Origin of the sequence: Rhizobium herbae, assembly GCF_017873135.1 — a bacterium.
Classification (GTDB): Bacteria; Pseudomonadota; Alphaproteobacteria; order Rhizobiales; family Rhizobiaceae; genus Pararhizobium; species Pararhizobium herbae.
In genome coordinates, this window is the sequence record NZ_JAGGJV010000001.1 from 34,068 (window position 1) to 52,208 (window position 18,141).

Here is an 18,141-nt window from a genome sequence, read left to right on the forward strand (position 1 = left end):
GACACTTCAACCGCAGCTGCATTTCCCGGCGCCTTTCGCCAGATGTGACGGACTGTGGTTCCAGGCGAGGCAGGCGTGAACAAGTATTATACCATTACGGAGCTGACACGGGAATTCGGGGTTTCGACCCGCACGCTGCGCTTCTACGAGGACGAGGGACTGATCCACCCGGAGCGACGCGGCCGTACACGGCTGTTTCGCTCGGCCGATCGCCGCCTGATCATGGAAATCCTGCGCGGCCGCCGCATCGGCTTCACCATCGCCGAAATCCGCGAAATCATTCACGTCTATCGCGATCCGCCGGGCGAGGCGGGGCAATTGCGCCTGCTGATGAAGCGCGTCGAAGAGAAACGCGACGAACTCAACCAGAAGCGCAAGGACATTGAAGAGACCTTGGAAGAGCTGAACAATGTCGAGGAAGCCTGCCTGACGCGGCTGGCCGAAATCGGCGTCGGCACCTGAGCGCTTAACCGTTTTCAGGCAGACTTTGAAGCTTTCCCGCTGATCCGGATTGAGGTGGCCGCCGACACTGACCCTGCGCGTCACAGCACATTCACAAGTGCATGCAATATCGCCTTCGTCACACAAATCGGAGGCTCGCATGTCAGATCGCCAGAAAACCCGCGCCCGGCCGAATCCGCGCCGCGCCTTTTCCTCATCCTACGGCGAAATCCTCGCGGAAGGCGTCAATCGCCGCACTGTTCTCAAGGGGCTTTTCGGATCAGCCGCGATTGCGGCGATCGGTCATGGTATATCCGCAAATCCGGTCCGGGCCGCTGCGGCATCCAGCCTGACCTTTCCGGAACTGCAGCGGGTACGCGATACCGCCGACCATTGGCCGCAAGGCTATGGCCGCCAGGTTGTCGCGCGCTGGGGCGATGCGCTGTTTGCCGACAGCCCGGCCTTCGATATTGCCAACCTTGATGGCAAGGCCGCCGAGCGCCAGTTCGGCTACAACAACGACTTCACCCAGTTCCTGCCCTTGCCGCAGGGCTCGACGTCGTCGGAGCACGGTCTGATGGTCGTCAGCCATGAATATGCGACGCCTTTCCTGATGTTTCCCGGCCTCACCGATGAGGATTACCGCGAGAAACTGACCGACAACCAGATCCGCGCGCTGATGGGCTGTCTTGGCGTCAGCGTCTTCGAGGTGGCAAAGACGGGCCGGGAATGGAAGATCGTTCTCGACAGCAAATATAACCGCCGTGTCCACATGGGCACCGAGATGGATATTTCCGGTCCGGCCGCAGGCGACGACCGTTTGAAGACCAAGGCGGATCCGACCGGCAAAATAGTGTTCGGCACGATCTCCAACTGCAATGGCGGCATCACCCCCTGGGGCACGATGCTGTCGGGTGAGGAAGGCGCCATGGATGTCTTTGCCGGCGACTACAAGACGCTGCCCAACCAGGAACTGGTCGAACGGCAGGGTTGGGACGAAGACGAAAACGACATCTACTCCGTCAGCCGCGTCGATCCGCGCTTCAAGTTCGAGAAAGAGCCGAACGAATGGATGCGGTTTGACTGGGTGGTCGAGATCGACCCGTTCGACCCGCAAGCAAAGCCGGTGAAGCGGACATCGCTTGGCCGCATGACGCACGAAGGCGCGCAGGTCACCGTCGCGCCGGATGGCCGCGTCGTGGTGTTCATGGGCGACGATGACGACTTTGAATATCTCTATCGCTTCGTCACCCGCGATCCGTGGAACCCGGCCGACCGGGCTGCCAACAAGGACCTTCTCGACAACGGCACGCTGTCAGTCGCCAAATTTTCGAGCGACGGGACGATGACCTGGTTGCCTCTGACCGCAGGCGAGGGGCCGCTGACCGCCGAAGCCGGCTTTGCGACCCAAGCCGATGTCGTGCTCAACACACGTGCCGCGGCCGATCTGGTGGGCGCGACGCCGATGGATGCGCCGGAAGGGTTCGTGCCGCATCACGGCACCGGCAAGCTTTACGTGGCGATGACGGAGAACGAGGACCGGCTGGCGGCGGGCAAGGGCGACGAGCGCGAAACCGTCAACATCGCCAATCCGCGCGGACCGAACCCGCACGGCCATCTTCTGGAACTCGTGCCGCCCGGCGCACCGGACAAGCCGGATCATGCCGCCGATACGTTCAAATGGGACGTCTTCGTGCTGTGTGGCGATCCGACCAAGCCCGAGGACGAGGCGATGTTCAATCCGGGCACGACGGCGTCCGGCTGGTTCACCGACCCCGACAATCTCGGCGTCGATCCCGCCGGTAGACTCTGGGTCACGACCGATGGTCCGCCGCCGGAAGGCATTGCCGATTCGATGTATGTGATGGACACGGAAGGTCCGGGGCGGGCGTTGCCGAAGCTGTTCTATATTGCTCCGGTCGGCTCGGAATGCTGCTCGCCGACATTCACGCCGGATGGCACGAACGTCTTTGTCTCCGTGCAGCATCCGGGCGAATTGCGGATGTCCGACAACGAGGATGCGACTGCTATCGCCGACGCCGGAACGGCCTGGCCGGATTTTGCCGACGGTATGCCGGCACGCCCGTCGCTGATCGTCATCACCCGCGACGACAATGGTGTTGTTGGAAACTGAGACTGAGAAAAGCCGGGGCCGGTGGGTTCAGATCCATCGGCTGGTGGCGCGGCAGTAGCGTTCGAACTCGAAGCCGAAGCGCGACAGGAGATGCAGTTCCTCGTTGCGGATCGCAAAGGCCGTCGTCACGGCGACGGAGGCGCTCCCCATGATGAAGAACCAGGGATTGAGGGTGATCAGGCCGAAACCGACCATCATGATCGTATAGCCGAGATAGATCGGATTGCGAGTGTAGCGGAACGGGCCGCAGGTGACGAGATGCGACGAACAGCGATGCGGCAGAACGGCGGTGCGCCGCTCGATCAAGGTCTTCACCGCCCAGACGTCGAGAAAGACAGCAACAACGACGAAGGCCGAGCCCAAAAGCCAGGGCACCCAGCCGTGGCCGTGAACGACGGAAATCGGCAGCGCTCGCCCCAAGGCCACCGCTCCCAGGATCGCCGCCACATAAAGAAGGGGAGGCCAGGGGTAGGTCAGCGGCTTGGCGCGATAGGCGTTCATGTCCTATTCCTTCGCTTGTGCATCCATGGTGCACTGACCGGCGATTCGCGCAATGCGTTCGTCCGTCTTGATATCTATTTTCCCGGTATTTAAGGGTTCGAAGAGATTCTCTTCCATCAGCTTGTCCAGCGTGCAGCCGCAGAAATTGGCGCAAAGCGCTGCGGTTTCCTGCTTTATGCAGGTCGCCACGCAATTGGAACGAAAAGCATCGACCGGATCGGGCTTGGCTGCGGGAAAGCCGAGCGCAAAAAGGTAAACCAGCCCGAACAGCAGCGGCTGATGCAGGAGGTAGATGGCCAGGCTGTGACGTCCGGCTGCGGTGAGCGCGGTTTTCCAGCGTGCGCTACCATCGGTGCGCAGCTTTTCGAACCATCCGACGCTGAGCGCGACGCGGGCCGCCGCGATGCCCGCCAGGAACGGCGCCAGCCAGGGCAGCAGCGGCACATAGTCGTTCGAGCGCGGCAGCGTTTCGGACAGTCCGACCCACCAGAGCGCCGGCGTGTCGAAAATGGTGGAACGCAGGTAGAACGGCGCGGCAAAGGCGGCGGCGGCGACTGCCAGTGTAAGGATGGCTGGCAGGCGCAGGAATATGAGGCCGATGAGGCTAGCGGCTGCAATCGCATGCAGGATGCCGAAGAAGATGAAGCTGTCTGGAAAGGCAAACCATGTGGCGATGGTGATGACCAGCGCGGCCGCTGCGATCTTGGCAAAGCGGAAGGCAAAGGCGCGGGCCTTGAAAACGGGATAGTGTCCGAGCACAAGGCTGATGCCGGCCAGGAACAGGAAGCTGCCGGCAATCAGCCGCGCATACATCTTGAATGCGCCGGTGCCGACGGTGCCCGGCTCGAGATAACCGAAATATTCCAGATCCCAGGAGAAATGATAGGTCGCCATGGCGATCAGAGCGAAACCGCGCAGTGCATCGATCGCCCAGATGCGGCCACGCCGCTCGGCTGTTGCCGGTGATACCGTCCCGTTGTCGCTCTCGGTGGCTGCGTTGGTAATCGACATGGCTCTATCTTTTCCAATCATGGCAACATACGGCGGCGAGCTTGCGCCAGGCGCACCGCGTCACCACGTTCTTTCGAGGATTTCAGGGGTTTGTGTCGTCAAGAAGGGCTTCGCGCGCTTCCGAATAGAATTGGCGGCGCGTCAGCACGAAGATGACGAAGGTTGTCAGTGCGATGAAGACATAGGGGCTGACGAACCAGCCGAGATAACCGATCGACAGGAAGATGCTGCGCAGGCCGGCATTGAAATTCTTCGCCGCGAGAATGTTCATCTTGATCGCCCGCACGGCTGCCCGTTCGGCGCCGGCGCGGTCCTGCAGCATATCGGACATCATCGGAATGCCGCCGATGAGAATGGAGCAGTAGTTGAACAGGCGGTACGACCAGGCGAACTTGAAGAAGGCATAGGCAAACAGGCAGGCAAGGCCGCCAACCTTCAGCTCGAAAGCGCTGCGTCCGCCATGGAAGACGTAAGGCAGGTCGTTCATAATCGCCTGGACCTGGTCCGTAGCGCCCAGCAGGGCGAAACAGCCGCCGAGCGCGAAGATGGTTGTCGAGGCGAAGAACGCCGTGCCCGCCTGCAGGCCGGCGACGATCTGCGTATCGATCATTTTCAGGTCGCGATTGAGCGAATTCAGGATCCACCGCCGCCGGCTTTCCATCATCAGCCGCGACAGGCTGATACGTTGGAATTGCACCTTTCCGTCCGTGGCCCAGTTGTAACCGGTCCACAGCAGCGCGAAGATCGCCAAAGAGATATAGTCCGTCAGTGTCATGCTTCGTTTTTGGCATGGTTTGGCGAAATTGCAAGATATCGTGAAAGTTTGCCACGCCTCTTGAAATCGCTGGTTCGGCATGGCGACTTATGTGTCGGGATTCGTGATACAGCCATGCGATGGCGGTTCGTGTCGCACGCGCAGGAGCGGATGTCGGTTGATCGCCTGATGACAGGCGCGGGATAGCCTAGTTTCGATGCAATGGTCCGGCAATCTTGTCCGGTCCTCCAGTCCCCCAATCCAGTCCATAAGGGCGGAGTTCGAATGTTTCTTTCGGTTTTTGATGTCTTCAAGATTGGTATCGGCCCTTCCAGCTCGCACACGATGGGACCGATGTCGGCGGCGAACCGCTTTCTCGACCTGATCCTGTCGAGCGACTGGCCGCGTCCGGCCAATGCTGCCGTTGCCTCGATCAAGTCCAGCCTGCACGGCTCGCTCGCCTTTACCGGTATCGGCCATGGCTCGGGCCGGGCGGTCGTCCTCGGGCTGATGGGCGAGCGCCCGGACAAAGTCGATCCGGACCGGATGGATCCGATCATCGATGAGGTCGAGCGCACCGGCCGCATTACGCCTCCGGGACATCCAACCTACGAGTTTCAGCCGAAAACCGACCTGGTGTTCGACAAGAAGGTGCCGTTGCCGGGCCATGCCAACGGTATGTCCTTCTCCGCTTTTGACAAGGACGGGCGGCTGTTGCTGAAGCGCGTCTATTACTCTATCGGCGGCGGCTTCGTGGTCACCGATACAGAGCTCGAAGCCATGAAGGCCAGCAAGGCCAAGCCGGGCGGCGTCAAGGTTCCCTATCCCTTTTCGACGGCCAAGCAGATGCTGGAGATGGCTGCTCGTTCCGGCCTGTCGATCGCCCAGATGAAGCGGGCGAACGAGGAATGTTCGATGTCGGCGGAAGAGCTCGACGAGGGCCTCGACCGCATCTGGGCGGCGATGAAAGCTTGCATCGATCGCGGCTTGACGGGATCGGGCATCCTGCCCGGCGGCCTCAAGGTTCGCCGCCGTGCCGGCATGATCCATGACAAGCTACAGGACGAATGGCGCTCCAACAAGGTCAACCCCTTGCTCGCCAACGATTGGCTGAGCGTCTACGCCATGGCCGTCAACGAGGAGAATGCCGCCGGTGGCCGCGTCGTCACCTCGCCGACCAACGGCGCCGCCGGCGTCGTTCCGGCGACGATCCGCTATTACCTGCATTTTCATGACGATGCCGATCATCACGGCATTCGCGACTATCTTCTGACCGCGGCGGCGATCGGCGGCATCATCAAGTTCAATGCCTCGATCTCCGGTGCCGAGGTCGGCTGTCAGGGCGAGGTCGGTTCGGCCTCCGCTATGGCCGCCGCTGGCCTTGCGGCGGTCATGGGTGGCACGCCCGAGCAGATCGAGAATGCCGCTGAAATCGCGCTGGAACATCATCTCGGCATGACCTGCGATCCGATCGCCGGCCTCGTCCAGGTGCCGTGCATCGAGCGCAATGCGCTGGGTGCTGTCAAGGCCGTAACGGCCGCCTCGCTGGCGATCAAGGGCGACGGCCAGCATTTCGTGCCGCTTGATGCCTGCATCGAGACAATGCGCCAGACCGGTGTCGACATGCACGACAAATACAAGGAAACCTCGACGGGCGGCCTTGCCGTCAACGTCGTCGAATGCTGAGAGCCGCATGGACTTGTGGAGCGGTCGGAGATCAGGCTTGACCGCGACCGCCCCGCGGGTGTTCAACTCCGGCCATGGCCTTGCATCTCATCAAACTCTGCGTCGGCGCGGATTCGATTGACGACCTGCGCGATTGGGTATCGCGCAAGGCGTTGACGGCGATCGCTGCCGGTCTCGAACCGCATTCGTTCCACGTCACCCGCATGGTCCCCAAGCGAGGCGAAGAGCTGCTGGACGGCGGGTCGCTCTATTGGGTGATCAAGGGGCAGGTCCAGGCCCGTCAGCGCCTGACCGGTATCGAGACCTTTACCGATGCCGACGGCATCGGCCGCTGCAAGCTCATCCTCGGTCCGGAGGTTGTCGAAACGGCCTATCAGCCGCGCCGCGCATTTCAGGGGTGGCGCTATCTGCAGACGAGTGAAGCGCCGCGCGATCTCTCGGCGCTGGGAGTTGGGACTGCGGAAATGCCGTTGGAACTGCGCCGCGAGCTTGCCGAACTCGGCCTTCTTTAAAAAATGGATCGTATGAAGAAGCCCGGCATTGCCGGGCTTTGATCGTTGTTGGATACGATGACCGCCGCTATCGGATCCGCAGCCTGATCGGATAGCGACCGGATGGCGATGTGACATGCACGTGAATCTGTGCGTCCGGTTGGGTCGAGCGCCAGGCCCGTGCCCCATGCGTCAACAGCAGCGTCACCAGATCCTTGGTCTTCGAGCGGGGACGGCTGCCGAGTTCGGCGATGCGCATGGCCGCCTCATGCAGAGGATGCAGGCCGGAGCGCGGCGACTTCCGCTTCTTGTCAGGCGCCGGCGTCATGCCCGGGCCATTCTCATTCATTCCCATAACTGACCTCGTTACGCAAAACCAAATCCGAGGAGGATCACCGGCAAATACACGCCGGGGATCGAAACTTTAGTATCTGCCTATTGCAGGCTTGCCCAGCACGCAAAACCCTTGCGCTTCAATGCCTTGCAGGCAGAAAGGGCCTTGTCCTGGTTCGAGAAGCCGCCGAAGCGAGCGCGGTAGAGATGGCCGTCACCGCTCGCGAAGGCAACGGTGAAGGGCGTTGCGCCGTTGAGCGCCTTGCCGCCTTTGTCCTTGGCGTTTTCAAGCAACGTCATCGCCTGGTCCTTGTCCGGTGTGGCGCCGATCTGGATGACCCATCCGGCAGGAGCGGTGTCCGCAACCGGTGCCGGTTCGGTCGTTGCCCTGGCAACGGAATTGGTGATCTGGCTGTCGACGTCGGCGGCAGGTGCCGCCTTGGCAATCTTGCGGCTCTGCGCCTGAAGCGTGTTCGGCATGACCTTGTCGTTCAGGACCGGGTTGGCGCTGGCCCTGGCCGGCTCCGCATAGGCAACTTCGATGCTCTGGGTGGTTTCGCCGTCGTATCGGAAACCCGGAACCGGGCCGTTGTTCGGCAGGTTGAAGCTTCCGCCGGTCGCGGCAACGGCTGTCTCGGCAGGCTGCTGTTCGACCTGTTGCTCGACAGCCTTCGCCTGCATGGTCGGCGCATCGGCGGTTTCAGCGACGAGATTGCCGCCGCCACGGCGCGAGGCCACCGGCATGTATTTGGCGACAAGGGCACGCATCTGGGCGTCGCGAGCCCCGCCGGACTTGCCGCCAAGCACGACGCCGACGATGCTGCGGCCATCGGCCTGGGCCGAGGTCACGAGATTGAAGCCGGCCGCGTTGGTGTAGCCGGTCTTGATGCCATCGACGCCACGGACATTGCCGAGCAGTCGGTTGTGATTGCCGATTGTCTGCTTGCCGAAACGGAAGCTGCGGGTTGAGAAATAGCCATAATATTGCGGGAAATGCTGGCGCAGCGCTATACCGAGCCGTGCCTGGTCGCGTGCCGTGGTCATCTGCGCGCTGTTCGGCAGGCCGTTGGCGTTACGGTAGGTGGTGCGGGTCATGCCCAAGGCGCGGGCCTTATTGGTCATGATCCGGCCGAAGCGCTCTTCGGAACCGCCGAGCAGCTCGCCGAGCGCCGTTGCCGCATCGTTTGCCGAGCGGGTGACCAGGGCAAGGATCGCCTGTTCGACGGTGATCGAATTACCGGAACGCACGCCGAGCTTCGAAGGTGGTTCGGCCGAGGCGTTCTTGGAGAACGGAACGGGAGTGTTCTTGCTGATCTTGCCGGCTTCCAGCGCCTCGAAGGTCAGGTAAAGTGTCATCATCTTGGTCAGCGAGGCCGGGTAGCGCAGGCTGTCTGCGTCTTCGCTGTACAGCACCTTGCCCGTCTTCGCATCGACGACGATGCCGGCATATTGCGCGGCGACAGCGGTAGAGACGACCGTGAACGAGGCGACCAGCGATACCAGCAGCACCCGGCAAGCCTTCTTGAAGAATAGGACAGGGGGAGCGGAGCCGTTGATTATGGATATGGACACTACACTACTCTTCATTCTTTTTCACAGATGTCGTCCGGGCGTGGCCTCCAGAAACGACCGTTCTGAAAACTCTATCGGGATAGCGTTACCAATCGGTTTATGATGAATGATTGGTTTCTGCGGCTCGTCATTTTCTTTCGCATTTCGGGACAAGTGGTCCGCTTGCGTCACCATCACGTGGCGCGCGGCAAGACCTGGTTGATTTCAGGGTACCAGTCGGTCGTTCATGAATTTCACGACGGCACTGTCGATGGCCTGCCATTGTGGCAGCAATTGGCTGGAAAAGCGGTAAAGCACCACAAGATCGCGGCCCGCATGAATATCGCGCTGGCAATCGGCGCTGGTGGACATGGCGGGAGCGGCGGGCAGGATGCAGCGCACGGCATAGGGAGTGTCACGTCCTCGGTTTGCCGTGAAAAAAACTTCCTGACCGTAACCGGAATTTTCTTTCATCTCATGGCGCACCAAACCGGCCGGGCCGGGCAGGGGTGAGCCCTCGAAAAGATGCTGGTAGATCGGCTCGATCCGTCCCGACATGTCGCGTGACATCGTACTCTGGGAAACGTCGAGGAAGATCAACGATTCCGGATGGTTGACGTCATTGAAGAGCGTGCGCGTCTCGTCGGTGTATCCCTGCAGGCCTGGCCAGGTGAGATAGAGATCGGCGCGCTCGGCGACACCGGTCATGCGCTGCTGGTCAAAGCGAATGACATTGGACGGCAGCCGCAGATGATCCTGCCCGATGAAAATGTCGTTGGCCTCGCTGCTGGTCGTATGTCCGGCCAGTGCCAGGTTGTTGCCATACCAGCGTCCGGCAATACTGATCGCCGCGGTCAGGGCCGCGAGCCCGACGATGATTGCCGTCAGGCTATAGGCGAAACGTGCGGAGATCAGCGGACCATGGTCTTCGTTGCCTGCGGCTGCGGGATTGGCTGTCATCGGGGATCGCGGTCTTGCTCTCGTTAACAGGAGGTATAACGTTCGGCTCTGTGCGTCCCGAAATGAAACAGCCTGGGCGGCACGGAAATTGCTGGTCGAAGCAACACCTGCAACGCTGCGTCAACATGGTTAATTTTTAATGAATTTCGTGATGCTCTTCGTGCTGCTCGCCGCCGGTTTCGGCATCTCTTTCATCGTACTCGATGTCAGTCGCCTTGCCGCCCGCCGCCGCTGGCCATCGGCTCACGCCGTGATGATCGACAATTTCCGGCCTTTCGCGGTCTTCCTGGCGCTGTTTGCCGGGCCTGCCTTGTTCGTGCAGGCCCTGTGGAGGATGCGCGCGTCGGGCGGGCTGTCTTTTGCCGACGCTGCTCTTGCTGTCGCGATCGCCTGCGGCTGGGCCTGTTGCTACGGGCTCGTCATCGCGCAATGCGCCCGATTGCTTGGTGTCGCCGGAGATTGAGCGCTTGATGAAAGAAAAAGGCCGGTTCCGGGACAGCGGAACCGGCCAGCAGGGCCTTGGTCGGGGACGGGGATGGGGACTGACCAAAGGCCTTTTCATGCGCGAACCGGACGTTAGCCGGATCGCGCCTGTCTCGTACTCACGCGTTACTGGGTCACGCTGCCGACGGCCACCGTGCGGCCATCCTGCAGTTTTACCCAGCGGCCGGAATTTTCCACCGATTGGCGCTTGAGAAAGGTGTATTCGGTTTCCGACCACAGCAGCACCTTGTTGCGCATGTTGTCGAGAACGAAGTCGCCGCGATCCGTCCTGACGGTCAGCACGGCATGGCCTTCGCCATTCGGCTGGAGAACGACGGTGATCAGCAGGTCGGAGGGCGAAAAACCTGCCTGCATCAGGCGTTTGCGCTTCAAAAGCACATAGTCCTCGCAATCGCCGACCTTGTCGGGATAAGCCCAATACTCTTCGACGCCATAGATTTCCTTGTCGGTCAGGGGCGTCACCGACTGGTTGACGTCATAGTTGACCTCGAGGATTTTCTTCCAGCCTTCGCGAGACAGCGTGGCCGGTGCGGAATCGCCTGGGTTGGCGCGGCATTCCTGCGGCAGCCTCCGGCAGAATTCGTAGTGTCCGACAGGTGGATTGGTCGCCCCATCGGTCGTCATGTTGGCGGGGAAGGCCAGCGCGGAATGCGCGGCTGCCGCAGAAAATATTACGCCGAGCAGGCCGGCCCTCAGGAATGTTTTCGTTGTCATGTCTGTCTCCCCGTTCTGGTTTGACAATGACACCGAGATTTTTATTGCTTGCGAAAATCATAAGTAAAATAAAGTACAAAACAAATTGAAATGAGTATAAAAGTCAAAATAAACTTGAATAAATATTGAGATATGTTTGATTCAAATATGTGTAAATTTTGATGCATTCCCATGGTGATGCGTCGGGCATTAAGCAATTGGAAGCTATCTATCTTATTGGGAAACGGCCGCTTTTAGGATCGACACAGGGTCCGTGCCATGTATCAAGGGCGGCAATCCGGAATCAACGCGCGTATCGGAAACAATGAGACACCCGCGGATTTAAACTTCATTCACCAATACCAAGACTGTTTTGAGCGGAAAAGCGCTGAAAACCCGGCAAAATATATTTTTATTCTGGTACAAAAAAATGTGGCAGGACCATGTTTTTGCCGAAACCGCACGTATCGGCGCCGGATCTGTATCAGATTGGAGCGCAGAAGCACGGTGGCACGCATCGTGGCGAATGGCGGGCGGGGGCCGGAACGATTTCCGAGGTGTTGTTCCCTGCAACAGAACCGCACCTCATCCCGAGGTGCAGCGGCAATCCGGAAAGACTGGGGGCAATTTCAGTAATCGGAACTGACCTTTCCGACATCCGCTGGGACGACATCGCCTGCCTGAATTCACCCTATACGGGAGCGGGGCCGTCAATTTCCAGGCTTTATGGATGAGGTGCGGGGTTAGGGCCGGTTTGGCCATCCGCATGTCGGCAGGCGGCGCCTACAGAAACTCTGTCAGGGCTTCACGCGATTGAATTCCGAGGAACTCGATGGCGACGCCTTCCTGGAAATGACGGACGACACGGCCCTTCATGCTGCCGAGCAGGATGGCCGTTCCGAGCGGCAGGCGGGTGTCCATGTCGACGGCGGCGCCGGACAGGGAGAGGTCGATGATGCGGCAGACATATTTGCTGCCATCTTCCAGCGTTATTTCCGTGCGGGTCTTGCGCGGTGCAAGACGGTCATGGCGCCGGTCTTCCGGCAGGCCGAGCTCGTGCTTGTTGGCGATCCAGGTCAGCTGTGCCGCGAGTTTTTCGCGCTTGCGATCGGTGGCATTGATCTGGATGACGAAGGCGTTTTCGCCAAGGCGGGAAACGGTGCCTTCCAGGCGGCCGACATGATCGACATAGGCGATGATGCGCTCACCGGCGCGTGGCCGTGCATCGCAGGTAAAAAGGACGTCACCCGGCGACATATCGATTGCGGTGCATTCGAATTCGTCGTGGTTTGCAAGCATGAGGCGGCCGGTCAGGTTCACCGAAACACGTTGAAACGCGCTTTCGTTGTACTGCTTGGGGCCGGCAGTCTGTGCTTGTTGAAACGAATACATGACCACACTTGTGCAATGTCCATCCAAATCACAGCTTTACCCTCTTCCGGTTAACAGAAGGTTCTTTGTCCGTTGTGAATGATTGGCATCAATCCTGGCGGCCGCCTTCAAAGACACGAAGGTGAAGAACGCGGCGGATCGCCCCGGCTATGCCATGGTCTGCGATGTGAGGCGGGGCCGCCGGCAGGGGGATTTCCGGGCGGTTCTGCAGAAACAGATTGGTCTTTTCGATGTCGAGCACGCGAATTCCGCCAAGGTCGAGAAAGTTGACGGGCGTGGCTTCCAGCCAATGCGGCCTTGCCAGCGGAACCAGAGCGCCGATGATCCGATCCACGCCGCCATCGGGCGAGCGGAGCGGCAGAAGGATGATTTCCGTCGGCAGACGGTCGGCGCTCCCGGCAAGGGCGGCAGCCGAGAGAACGACCGGCGATTTCTGTGCCATGACATCTGCGGCGATCCGGGCGAGACGGCCGGTCTGTTCGGCAAGCCAGAGCGCATCGAACGTCGATCCGCGCAACTCTCGCGCAAACAGCGCGCAGACGCGTGTACCGGCGAGCCGGAAGCGGATGTCACCACGCGGCGTTTTTTCCAAGATGAAGAGGTCCGCCAGGATGTTCCGAATATGGGCAGGTTCGATCTGGCTCCGGGCGGGCACCTCGCGATGCCCCCGCAGCTCATCCCAATAGGCGTAAATCTCGATAGCGGTCTTGCTGCGCATGCTCTCATTCCATTTAAAACGCTTTTGTGCCGCTTTGGCACATCAGGCGGGGGAAAATGGCCCCTTACCGTTTGCAGAGCGATTTCCGTGCCAGCCAGATATTAAGGTTAATGTTTGCTTTAGATTGAAAGTACACGGCTCCGATGGCATTGAAGGACATCACTTCACGAAGGGTTGCCTTCGGCACACTGACTTAAGGGCTCGGGGTTTTTGGGGGCTCACCGGCCGTCCAGTTTTTTGACTGGACGGCCTTTTTTTCGTCGGCCGGCCGCGATGCGTTCCACACAGCCGGTGGTCCGAACCCGGCGGGATACCTGTGCGAACAAGTGCCGCGCATCTCGCCGCTTTTGACGGGGCCGTGAATCGTATAGAGCGGTGGGACGATCGAGGCGGCAACGGACGAAGCCGCGGAAGGAATTGTGAAGAGCATGACAGACCAACCGGACGGCGCTCCGCCGCCGCAGGGCAATGATGTGGACAACACGGCGCGGGTGAGCGAACCGGCGTTCAATCTCCCCGCAGGCCTTGTCGGTATCCTGGCGTTTCTGGTGGTCATCCATGCCGCGCGCACCTATCTGCTGCCGCTGACCCTCGATGAAGAACTGATCTTCAATTTCGCGTTCCTGCCCGCCCGATACGATCATTCCCTGATCGACCAGAGTCTCGCCTGGCTCTGGAGCCCGATTACCTATTCGTTCCTGCACGGATCCTGGGAGCATCTGATTTTCAACGGCTTCTGGATGGTTGCCTTCGGTGCGCCCGTCATCCGGCGCATCGGCATATCGCGGCTCGCGGTCTTCTGGTGCCTGTCCGCCATCGCGGCGGTAGCACTGCACACGGCATTTCATTGGGGCGAGATGGTCGTGGTCGTTGGAGCCTCCGGCGTTGTCGCCGGCCTGATGGGCGCGGCGGCCCGATTCGTCTTTTCCCCCAGCGGCCGCATCAGCCGGCAGTTCGCCCATCTCAACCGCCGCCTCACAATCGGCGAGGCGCTGTCGAACCGCTCGGTCGTCGTCTTCGCCGGCATCTGGTTCCTGACGAACTTCCTGATCGGTCTCGGTGTCTTTGCCTTCGGCGGCGCCGGCGGCATTGCCTGGGAAGCGCATATCGGCGGCTTTCTGTTCGGCTTCCTGCTGTTTGGCCTTTTCGATACCCGGAATTGACCTGCGAAAGATTAGCGATCTCAACGAGAACGCTTGATTTTCGCAAGGCTGTAGCGCACCATCCACATCCGAAGGCAGTGAACCGTGAGGAGTTCGGTTTGCTGCCGATGGGCAAAAAACGCGACAGGAATGACATCTGTCTTGCGGATTGGTCCACAACCCGAAATGCGCGATATGCGCTTTTGCGGTTCGCCAATATCCCGGTCAGACGCAGGTCGCTGAAACGGGAGGGTTTGAATGTCTGTCAAGGCAATACTCAACGAAAAAGGCCGTCAGGTGGTGACGGTCGATCCGCAGGCCAAGGTCCGGCAGGCTGTTGGCTTGCTGCACGAAAATCGCATCGGCGCCGTCATCATCGTCAAGCCGGGCGACAAGATTGCCGGCATATTGACGGAGCGCGACGTGGTGGCCGCCATGGCCAAGTTCGGCGCGGACTGTCTGGACAAGCCGGTTTCCGCAGTTATGTGGTCGAAAGTTCACTGCTGCACCGAAGAGATGACCATCAACGACATCATGGAAATCATGAACAACATGCGCTCACGCCATCTTCCGGTCGAAAAGAACGGGCGCCTTGTCGGCATCGTCTCGATCGGCGACGCGGTGCGCCATCATATCCGGGCAATCGAACACGAGGCCGAGCAGATCAAGGCCTATATCGCCGGTTAGAACGACCATCAGTCATTAAAAATGCCGCGCTGCCTTTCAGGTTGCGCGGCATAATGATGGGCGCCCAGCGGTGATCAGCGCAGCATGACGTCCTGGAGTCGCTGCAATTCACTCAGCTTTGACTTGGTTTCGTAATAGCCGCGGTCGATCGCCTCGCCGGCGCGGTGAAATTCCGACAGGCCGATATCGTTGAGCTTGGGATGCAGCGCCAGGTCCGGCGGATCGCCGGCAAGGCGGGCGCGCGAAATGCGATCCTGGATGATGTTGAAGGCCTGGACCATGACGCTGGTCATGCCCAGCCGTCCGGTGTGGCCTTCCGGGTGCTTCGGTGCCTGTGGCTGTTCGGCCGCATGGCTTCCCGCATTGTGCTTGATGACGGCGGAGCGGCCGTAGAGATCGTAGTTGAGGTTGACGGCGACGACCAGTTGCTGCTCGTGGGCGCGGCAGACCGAAACCGGAACCGGGTTGACCAGCGCGCCGTCCATCAGGGTGCGGTTGTTGCATTTGACCGGCTCGAAGATGCCCGGTAGCGCGTAGGAGGCGCGGATCGCGGTGATCAGCGATCCCTGGCCGATCCAGACCTCGTGACCGGTGTTGACCTCGGTTGCAACAGCAACGAAGGTACGGTCAAGGCTCTCGATCGACATGTCCTGCAGATGTTCCTGCATGCGCTTGGTCAGGCGCAGGCCGCCGAACAGGCCGCCGCCGCCGATGGCGAAGTCAAGCAGGCCGGCGATCCGCCGCATGGTCAGCGAGCGGGCAAAAATCTCCAGTTCGTCCAGTTTCCCGGCCAGATAGCAGCCGCCGACCAGCGCGCCGATCGACGTGCCGGCGATCATGCCGACTTCGATGCCTTCTTCGTCGAGCGCCTTCAGGACGCCGATATGCGCCCATCCGCGCGCAGCGCCGCCGCCAAGGGCAAGCGCGATCTTCGATTTCGGTGATTTGATGTCTATCGGAGGAGGGGAGCTCAGCGTGTGGGAGGGGCCTCCGGGCGCCGATGCGTCTGCGGTGATACCGCTACGATTGAATGTCCAGTTCAACATCCGGCACCTCCATGCCGCAGAACACACTGTTACAGGCCGTCACGTCTCGCATTACTGCTTTGCAAGCGCATGCCGTAAGAACTCAATCTACATGAGGGCATTCCGTTGGGTTGTTCCCGGCGGAACGCAGCCTTGGTGTTGTGATTACGCTCCCAGTCTGGTTGTTAAATCATGAATCCATGAAAAAACTGAGCCAAAAAGTGTCAGATGCTTAATTTTTGCCGTAGACGTCGCCCGGATGGAAATGAATTTCGGTATCAACGATGTTAAGTGACGTGACGCCGTCCTTGACAGCGACGACACGATAGAAGCAGGAGCGCCGGCCGGTGTGGCAGGTCGCATCATGGCCGGCGACGCGGACCTTCAGCCACAATGCGTCCTGATCGCAGTCGGTGCGGATCTCTTCCACGCTCTGCAGGTTACCGGATGTCTCGCCCTTTTTCCACAGGCTCTTGCGCGAACGGCTGTAGTAGTGGGCGATGCCGGTCTCGATGGTCAGCGCCAGGGCCTCGGCGTTCATATGGGCAACCATCAGCAAAACGCCGTCCTTCGCATCGGTGACGACGGCGGTGATAAGTCCGTTGCTGTCGAAGCGGGGCGTGAAAGCGGAACCGGATTCCAGTTCCGCCTTGTCGGTGGAAGGGCGGTCAAATTCAATTGTCATCGGAAAAGCTCCGGTTGGCGGAGCTTATTTGAAGCCCCGAAGCAGGGTCATGAAGCGGACCTGTTCGGCGGGCTCGGCTTTGAAGACACCGGTAAAGGTGGTCGTCAATGTCGTTGAGCCCTGCTTCTGGACGCCGCGCATCGCCATGCACATATGTTCCGCCTCGATCATCACGGCAACGCCGCGCGGTTGAAGCGTATCATCGATCGCCCGGGCGATCTGTGCCGTCATGGTTTCCTGCGTCTGCAACCGGCGGCCGTAGATATCGACGACGCGGGCGATCTTCGACAGCCCGAGCACCTTGCCATCGGGCAGATAGGCGATATGCGCCTTGCCGATGATCGGAACCATGTGATGTTCGCAGTGGGAGAAGAACGGAATGTCCTTGACCAGGACGATGTCGTCGTAGCCGCCGACTTCCTCGAAGGTGCGGCCAAGGACGTCCTCTGCGGCAAGGTCGTAGCCGGAAAACAGTTCCTTGTAGGATTTGGCGACACGCGCCGGCGTATCGAGAAGGCCTTCGCGCTGTGGGTCGTCGCCGGCCCAGCGCAGGAGAACGCGGACTGCGTCCTCGGCTTCTTTCTGGCTCGGCCGGCCATCAGCGGCAGGCAGGGCAGGAAAATTCTTGACTATGGCGTCCATAATGGTCCCTTGGCGTAACAAGCGTTACTTGACGTTTATCTTTTCGGACAACTCGCCACTGGCCATTGACCTGACGCTTTCAGGTCTGGTTTCCGTCGGCGGGCTCCGGGGCTTTCCGATTTGCAGAGGTTAAGGGCTCTGGATCATCCGGCACGGTTTCCCAAACAACAGGCGACTGTTCGCTCTTGCGAACCTGTCGCCCCCACACGACATACCATATAATATGCCAGGATACATGTGAAAGGGGCGCAGATGGAGACACTGTGTTTTTTTCAGAGATACGATAGAAAATCATGCGCGGATTACCTGAAAGCGCGCAAAATGCATCGGATCGCGTCGAATGATGGATGAAATCTACAACAGCCGGATTCTCGAATTTGCCGGAAACATCCCGCGAAGCGGCACGCTTGCCGATGCCGATGCGGAGGCGAGCGCGCATTCCAAGCTCTGCGGCTCGAAGGTCCGCGTCTATCTGAAGATGGATGGAGACACGGTCACCGACTTCGCCCACGAGGTGAAAGCCTGTGCCCTGGGGCAGGCATCCTCCTCCGTCATGGCGCGTCATGTGATCGGCTCCACGGCTTCCGAAATCCGTCAGGCGCGCGAAGACATGCTGGCGATGCTGAAGGCGGACGGCGAGGGACCATCCGGCCGTTTCGAGGACATGCGGTTCCTCAAACCCGTGAAGGACTACAAGGCTCGCCATGCCTCGACCATGCTGACTTTCGATGCCGTGGTCGACGCGGTCAGCCAGATCGAGGCGTCTCGCCGCGTCAAGGCTGTTGGCTGAT

General features: G+C 60.2%; 20 protein-coding genes. 8 read left to right on the forward strand and 12 right to left on the reverse strand.

The features are described 5' to 3' along the window. The first annotated feature begins 75 nt into the window (after positions 1 to 75). Positions 76 to 462, forward strand: a complete 387-nt coding sequence (locus J2Z75_RS00260; RefSeq protein WP_209846017.1) for a MerR family transcriptional regulator — start codon at positions 76 to 78, stop codon at positions 460 to 462. A 139-nt stretch (positions 463 to 601) separates the two neighbouring features. Then, on the forward strand, positions 602 to 2,575 hold the full coding sequence (locus J2Z75_RS00265; protein ID WP_209846020.1) for a PhoX family protein: 1,974 nt from the start codon (positions 602 to 604) through the stop codon (positions 2,573 to 2,575). A 27-nt stretch (positions 2,576 to 2,602) separates the two neighbouring features. Here the strand turns inward: J2Z75_RS00265 and J2Z75_RS00270 are convergent, their stop codons facing one another. From J2Z75_RS00270 to J2Z75_RS00280, 3 genes are all read right to left on the reverse strand, one after another. Further along, positions 2,603 to 3,076, reverse strand: a complete 474-nt coding sequence (locus tag J2Z75_RS00270; protein ID WP_209846023.1) for a methyltransferase family protein — start codon at positions 3,074 to 3,076, stop codon at positions 2,603 to 2,605. Positions 3,077 to 3,079: 3 nt separating this feature from the next. Then, a complete protein-coding gene (locus tag J2Z75_RS00275; RefSeq protein ID WP_209846026.1) occupies positions 3,080 to 4,087 on the reverse strand; it encodes a heparan-alpha-glucosaminide N-acetyltransferase in 1,008 nt (335 codons plus the stop codon). 82 nt (positions 4,088 to 4,169) lie between these two features. Continuing rightward, on the reverse strand, positions 4,170 to 4,862 hold the full coding sequence (locus tag J2Z75_RS00280) for a DUF599 domain-containing protein (protein WP_209846028.1): 693 nt from the start codon (positions 4,860 to 4,862) through the stop codon (positions 4,170 to 4,172). 264 nt (positions 4,863 to 5,126) lie between these two features. On the opposite strand from J2Z75_RS00280, the gene J2Z75_RS00285 reads away from it, so the two are divergent. Together J2Z75_RS00285 and J2Z75_RS00290 are read left to right on the forward strand one after the other, a co-directional pair. Continuing rightward, positions 5,127 to 6,527, forward strand: coding sequence for an L-serine ammonia-lyase (locus J2Z75_RS00285; RefSeq protein ID WP_209846031.1), 1,401 nt, complete (start codon positions 5,127 to 5,129; stop codon positions 6,525 to 6,527). Positions 6,528 to 6,601: 74 nt separating this feature from the next. Then, positions 6,602 to 7,039 (forward strand): DUF1489 family protein, encoded by a 438-nt coding sequence (locus J2Z75_RS00290; protein WP_209846034.1) that lies wholly within the window; start codon positions 6,602 to 6,604, stop codon positions 7,037 to 7,039. 67 nt (positions 7,040 to 7,106) lie between these two features. Here J2Z75_RS00290 and J2Z75_RS00295 read toward each other — a convergent pair whose 3' ends face one another. The 3 genes from J2Z75_RS00295 to J2Z75_RS00305 all read right to left on the reverse strand — a co-directional run bounded on the left by J2Z75_RS00295 (position 7,107) and on the right by J2Z75_RS00305 (position 9,862). Beyond that, positions 7,107 to 7,373, reverse strand: coding sequence for a hypothetical protein (locus tag J2Z75_RS00295; protein ID WP_209846037.1), 267 nt, complete (start codon positions 7,371 to 7,373; stop codon positions 7,107 to 7,109). 80 nt (positions 7,374 to 7,453) lie between these two features. After that, the gene (locus tag J2Z75_RS00300) at positions 7,454 to 8,938 is read right to left on the reverse strand and encodes an SPOR domain-containing protein (protein WP_209846040.1); all 1,485 of its coding nucleotides are present in this window, start codon (positions 8,936 to 8,938) and stop codon (positions 7,454 to 7,456) included. Between the two features lie 189 nt (positions 8,939 to 9,127). Then, positions 9,128 to 9,862, reverse strand: coding sequence for a hypothetical protein (locus tag J2Z75_RS00305; RefSeq protein ID WP_209846043.1), 735 nt, complete (start codon positions 9,860 to 9,862; stop codon positions 9,128 to 9,130). A gap of 139 nt (positions 9,863 to 10,001) precedes the next feature. Here J2Z75_RS00305 and J2Z75_RS00310 point away from each other — a divergent pair, with 139 nt between their 5' ends. After that, positions 10,002 to 10,325 carry a DUF6949 family protein gene (locus J2Z75_RS00310; protein WP_209846045.1) on the forward strand — a complete coding sequence of 108 codons (324 nt, stop codon included), beginning with the start codon at positions 10,002 to 10,004 and terminating at the stop codon, positions 10,323 to 10,325. Positions 10,326 to 10,471: 146 nt separating this feature from the next. Here J2Z75_RS00310 and J2Z75_RS00315 read toward each other — a convergent pair whose 3' ends face one another. The 3 genes from J2Z75_RS00315 to J2Z75_RS00325 all read right to left on the reverse strand — a co-directional run bounded on the left by J2Z75_RS00315 (position 10,472) and on the right by J2Z75_RS00325 (position 13,169). After that, on the reverse strand, positions 10,472 to 11,080 hold the full coding sequence (locus tag J2Z75_RS00315) for a transglutaminase-like cysteine peptidase (protein WP_209846048.1): 609 nt from the start codon (positions 11,078 to 11,080) through the stop codon (positions 10,472 to 10,474). 762 nt (positions 11,081 to 11,842) lie between these two features. Beyond that, entirely contained in the window at positions 11,843 to 12,451 is a 609-nt protein-coding gene (locus J2Z75_RS00320; RefSeq protein ID WP_209846051.1) for a PilZ domain-containing protein, read from the reverse strand. Between the two features lie 88 nt (positions 12,452 to 12,539). Further along, entirely contained in the window at positions 12,540 to 13,169 is a 630-nt protein-coding gene (locus J2Z75_RS00325) for a PAS domain-containing protein (protein ID WP_209846053.1), read from the reverse strand. A 428-nt stretch (positions 13,170 to 13,597) separates the two neighbouring features. Between J2Z75_RS00325 and J2Z75_RS00330 the strand changes: the two genes are divergently transcribed. Then, positions 13,598 to 14,332 (forward strand): rhomboid family intramembrane serine protease, encoded by a 735-nt coding sequence (locus J2Z75_RS00330; RefSeq protein ID WP_209846055.1) that lies wholly within the window; start codon positions 13,598 to 13,600, stop codon positions 14,330 to 14,332. A 237-nt stretch (positions 14,333 to 14,569) separates the two neighbouring features. Beyond that, positions 14,570 to 14,998: a CBS domain-containing protein gene (locus J2Z75_RS00335; protein WP_209846057.1), complete on the forward strand. Its 429-nt coding sequence runs from the start codon at positions 14,570 to 14,572 to the stop codon at positions 14,996 to 14,998. Between the two features lie 74 nt (positions 14,999 to 15,072). Here J2Z75_RS00335 and J2Z75_RS00340 read toward each other — a convergent pair whose 3' ends face one another. The 3 genes from J2Z75_RS00340 to folE form a co-directional block, all read right to left on the reverse strand. Then, a complete protein-coding gene (locus J2Z75_RS00340; RefSeq protein ID WP_209846059.1) occupies positions 15,073 to 16,044 on the reverse strand; it encodes a patatin-like phospholipase family protein in 972 nt (323 codons plus the stop codon). Positions 16,045 to 16,255: 211 nt separating this feature from the next. Further along, positions 16,256 to 16,708: a phosphoribosyl-AMP cyclohydrolase gene (hisI, locus tag J2Z75_RS00345; RefSeq protein WP_209846062.1), complete on the reverse strand. Its 453-nt coding sequence runs from the start codon at positions 16,706 to 16,708 to the stop codon at positions 16,256 to 16,258. A gap of 24 nt (positions 16,709 to 16,732) precedes the next feature. Then, complete coding sequence (gene folE / locus J2Z75_RS00350; protein ID WP_209846065.1) at positions 16,733 to 17,350, reverse strand: GTP cyclohydrolase I FolE; 618 nt, start codon at positions 17,348 to 17,350, stop codon at positions 16,733 to 16,735. A gap of 340 nt (positions 17,351 to 17,690) precedes the next feature. Here folE and J2Z75_RS00355 point away from each other — a divergent pair, with 340 nt between their 5' ends. Further along, the gene (locus J2Z75_RS00355) at positions 17,691 to 18,140 is read left to right on the forward strand and encodes an iron-sulfur cluster assembly scaffold protein (RefSeq protein WP_209846068.1); all 450 of its coding nucleotides are present in this window, start codon (positions 17,691 to 17,693) and stop codon (positions 18,138 to 18,140) included. Position 18,141: the final 1 nt, after the last annotated feature.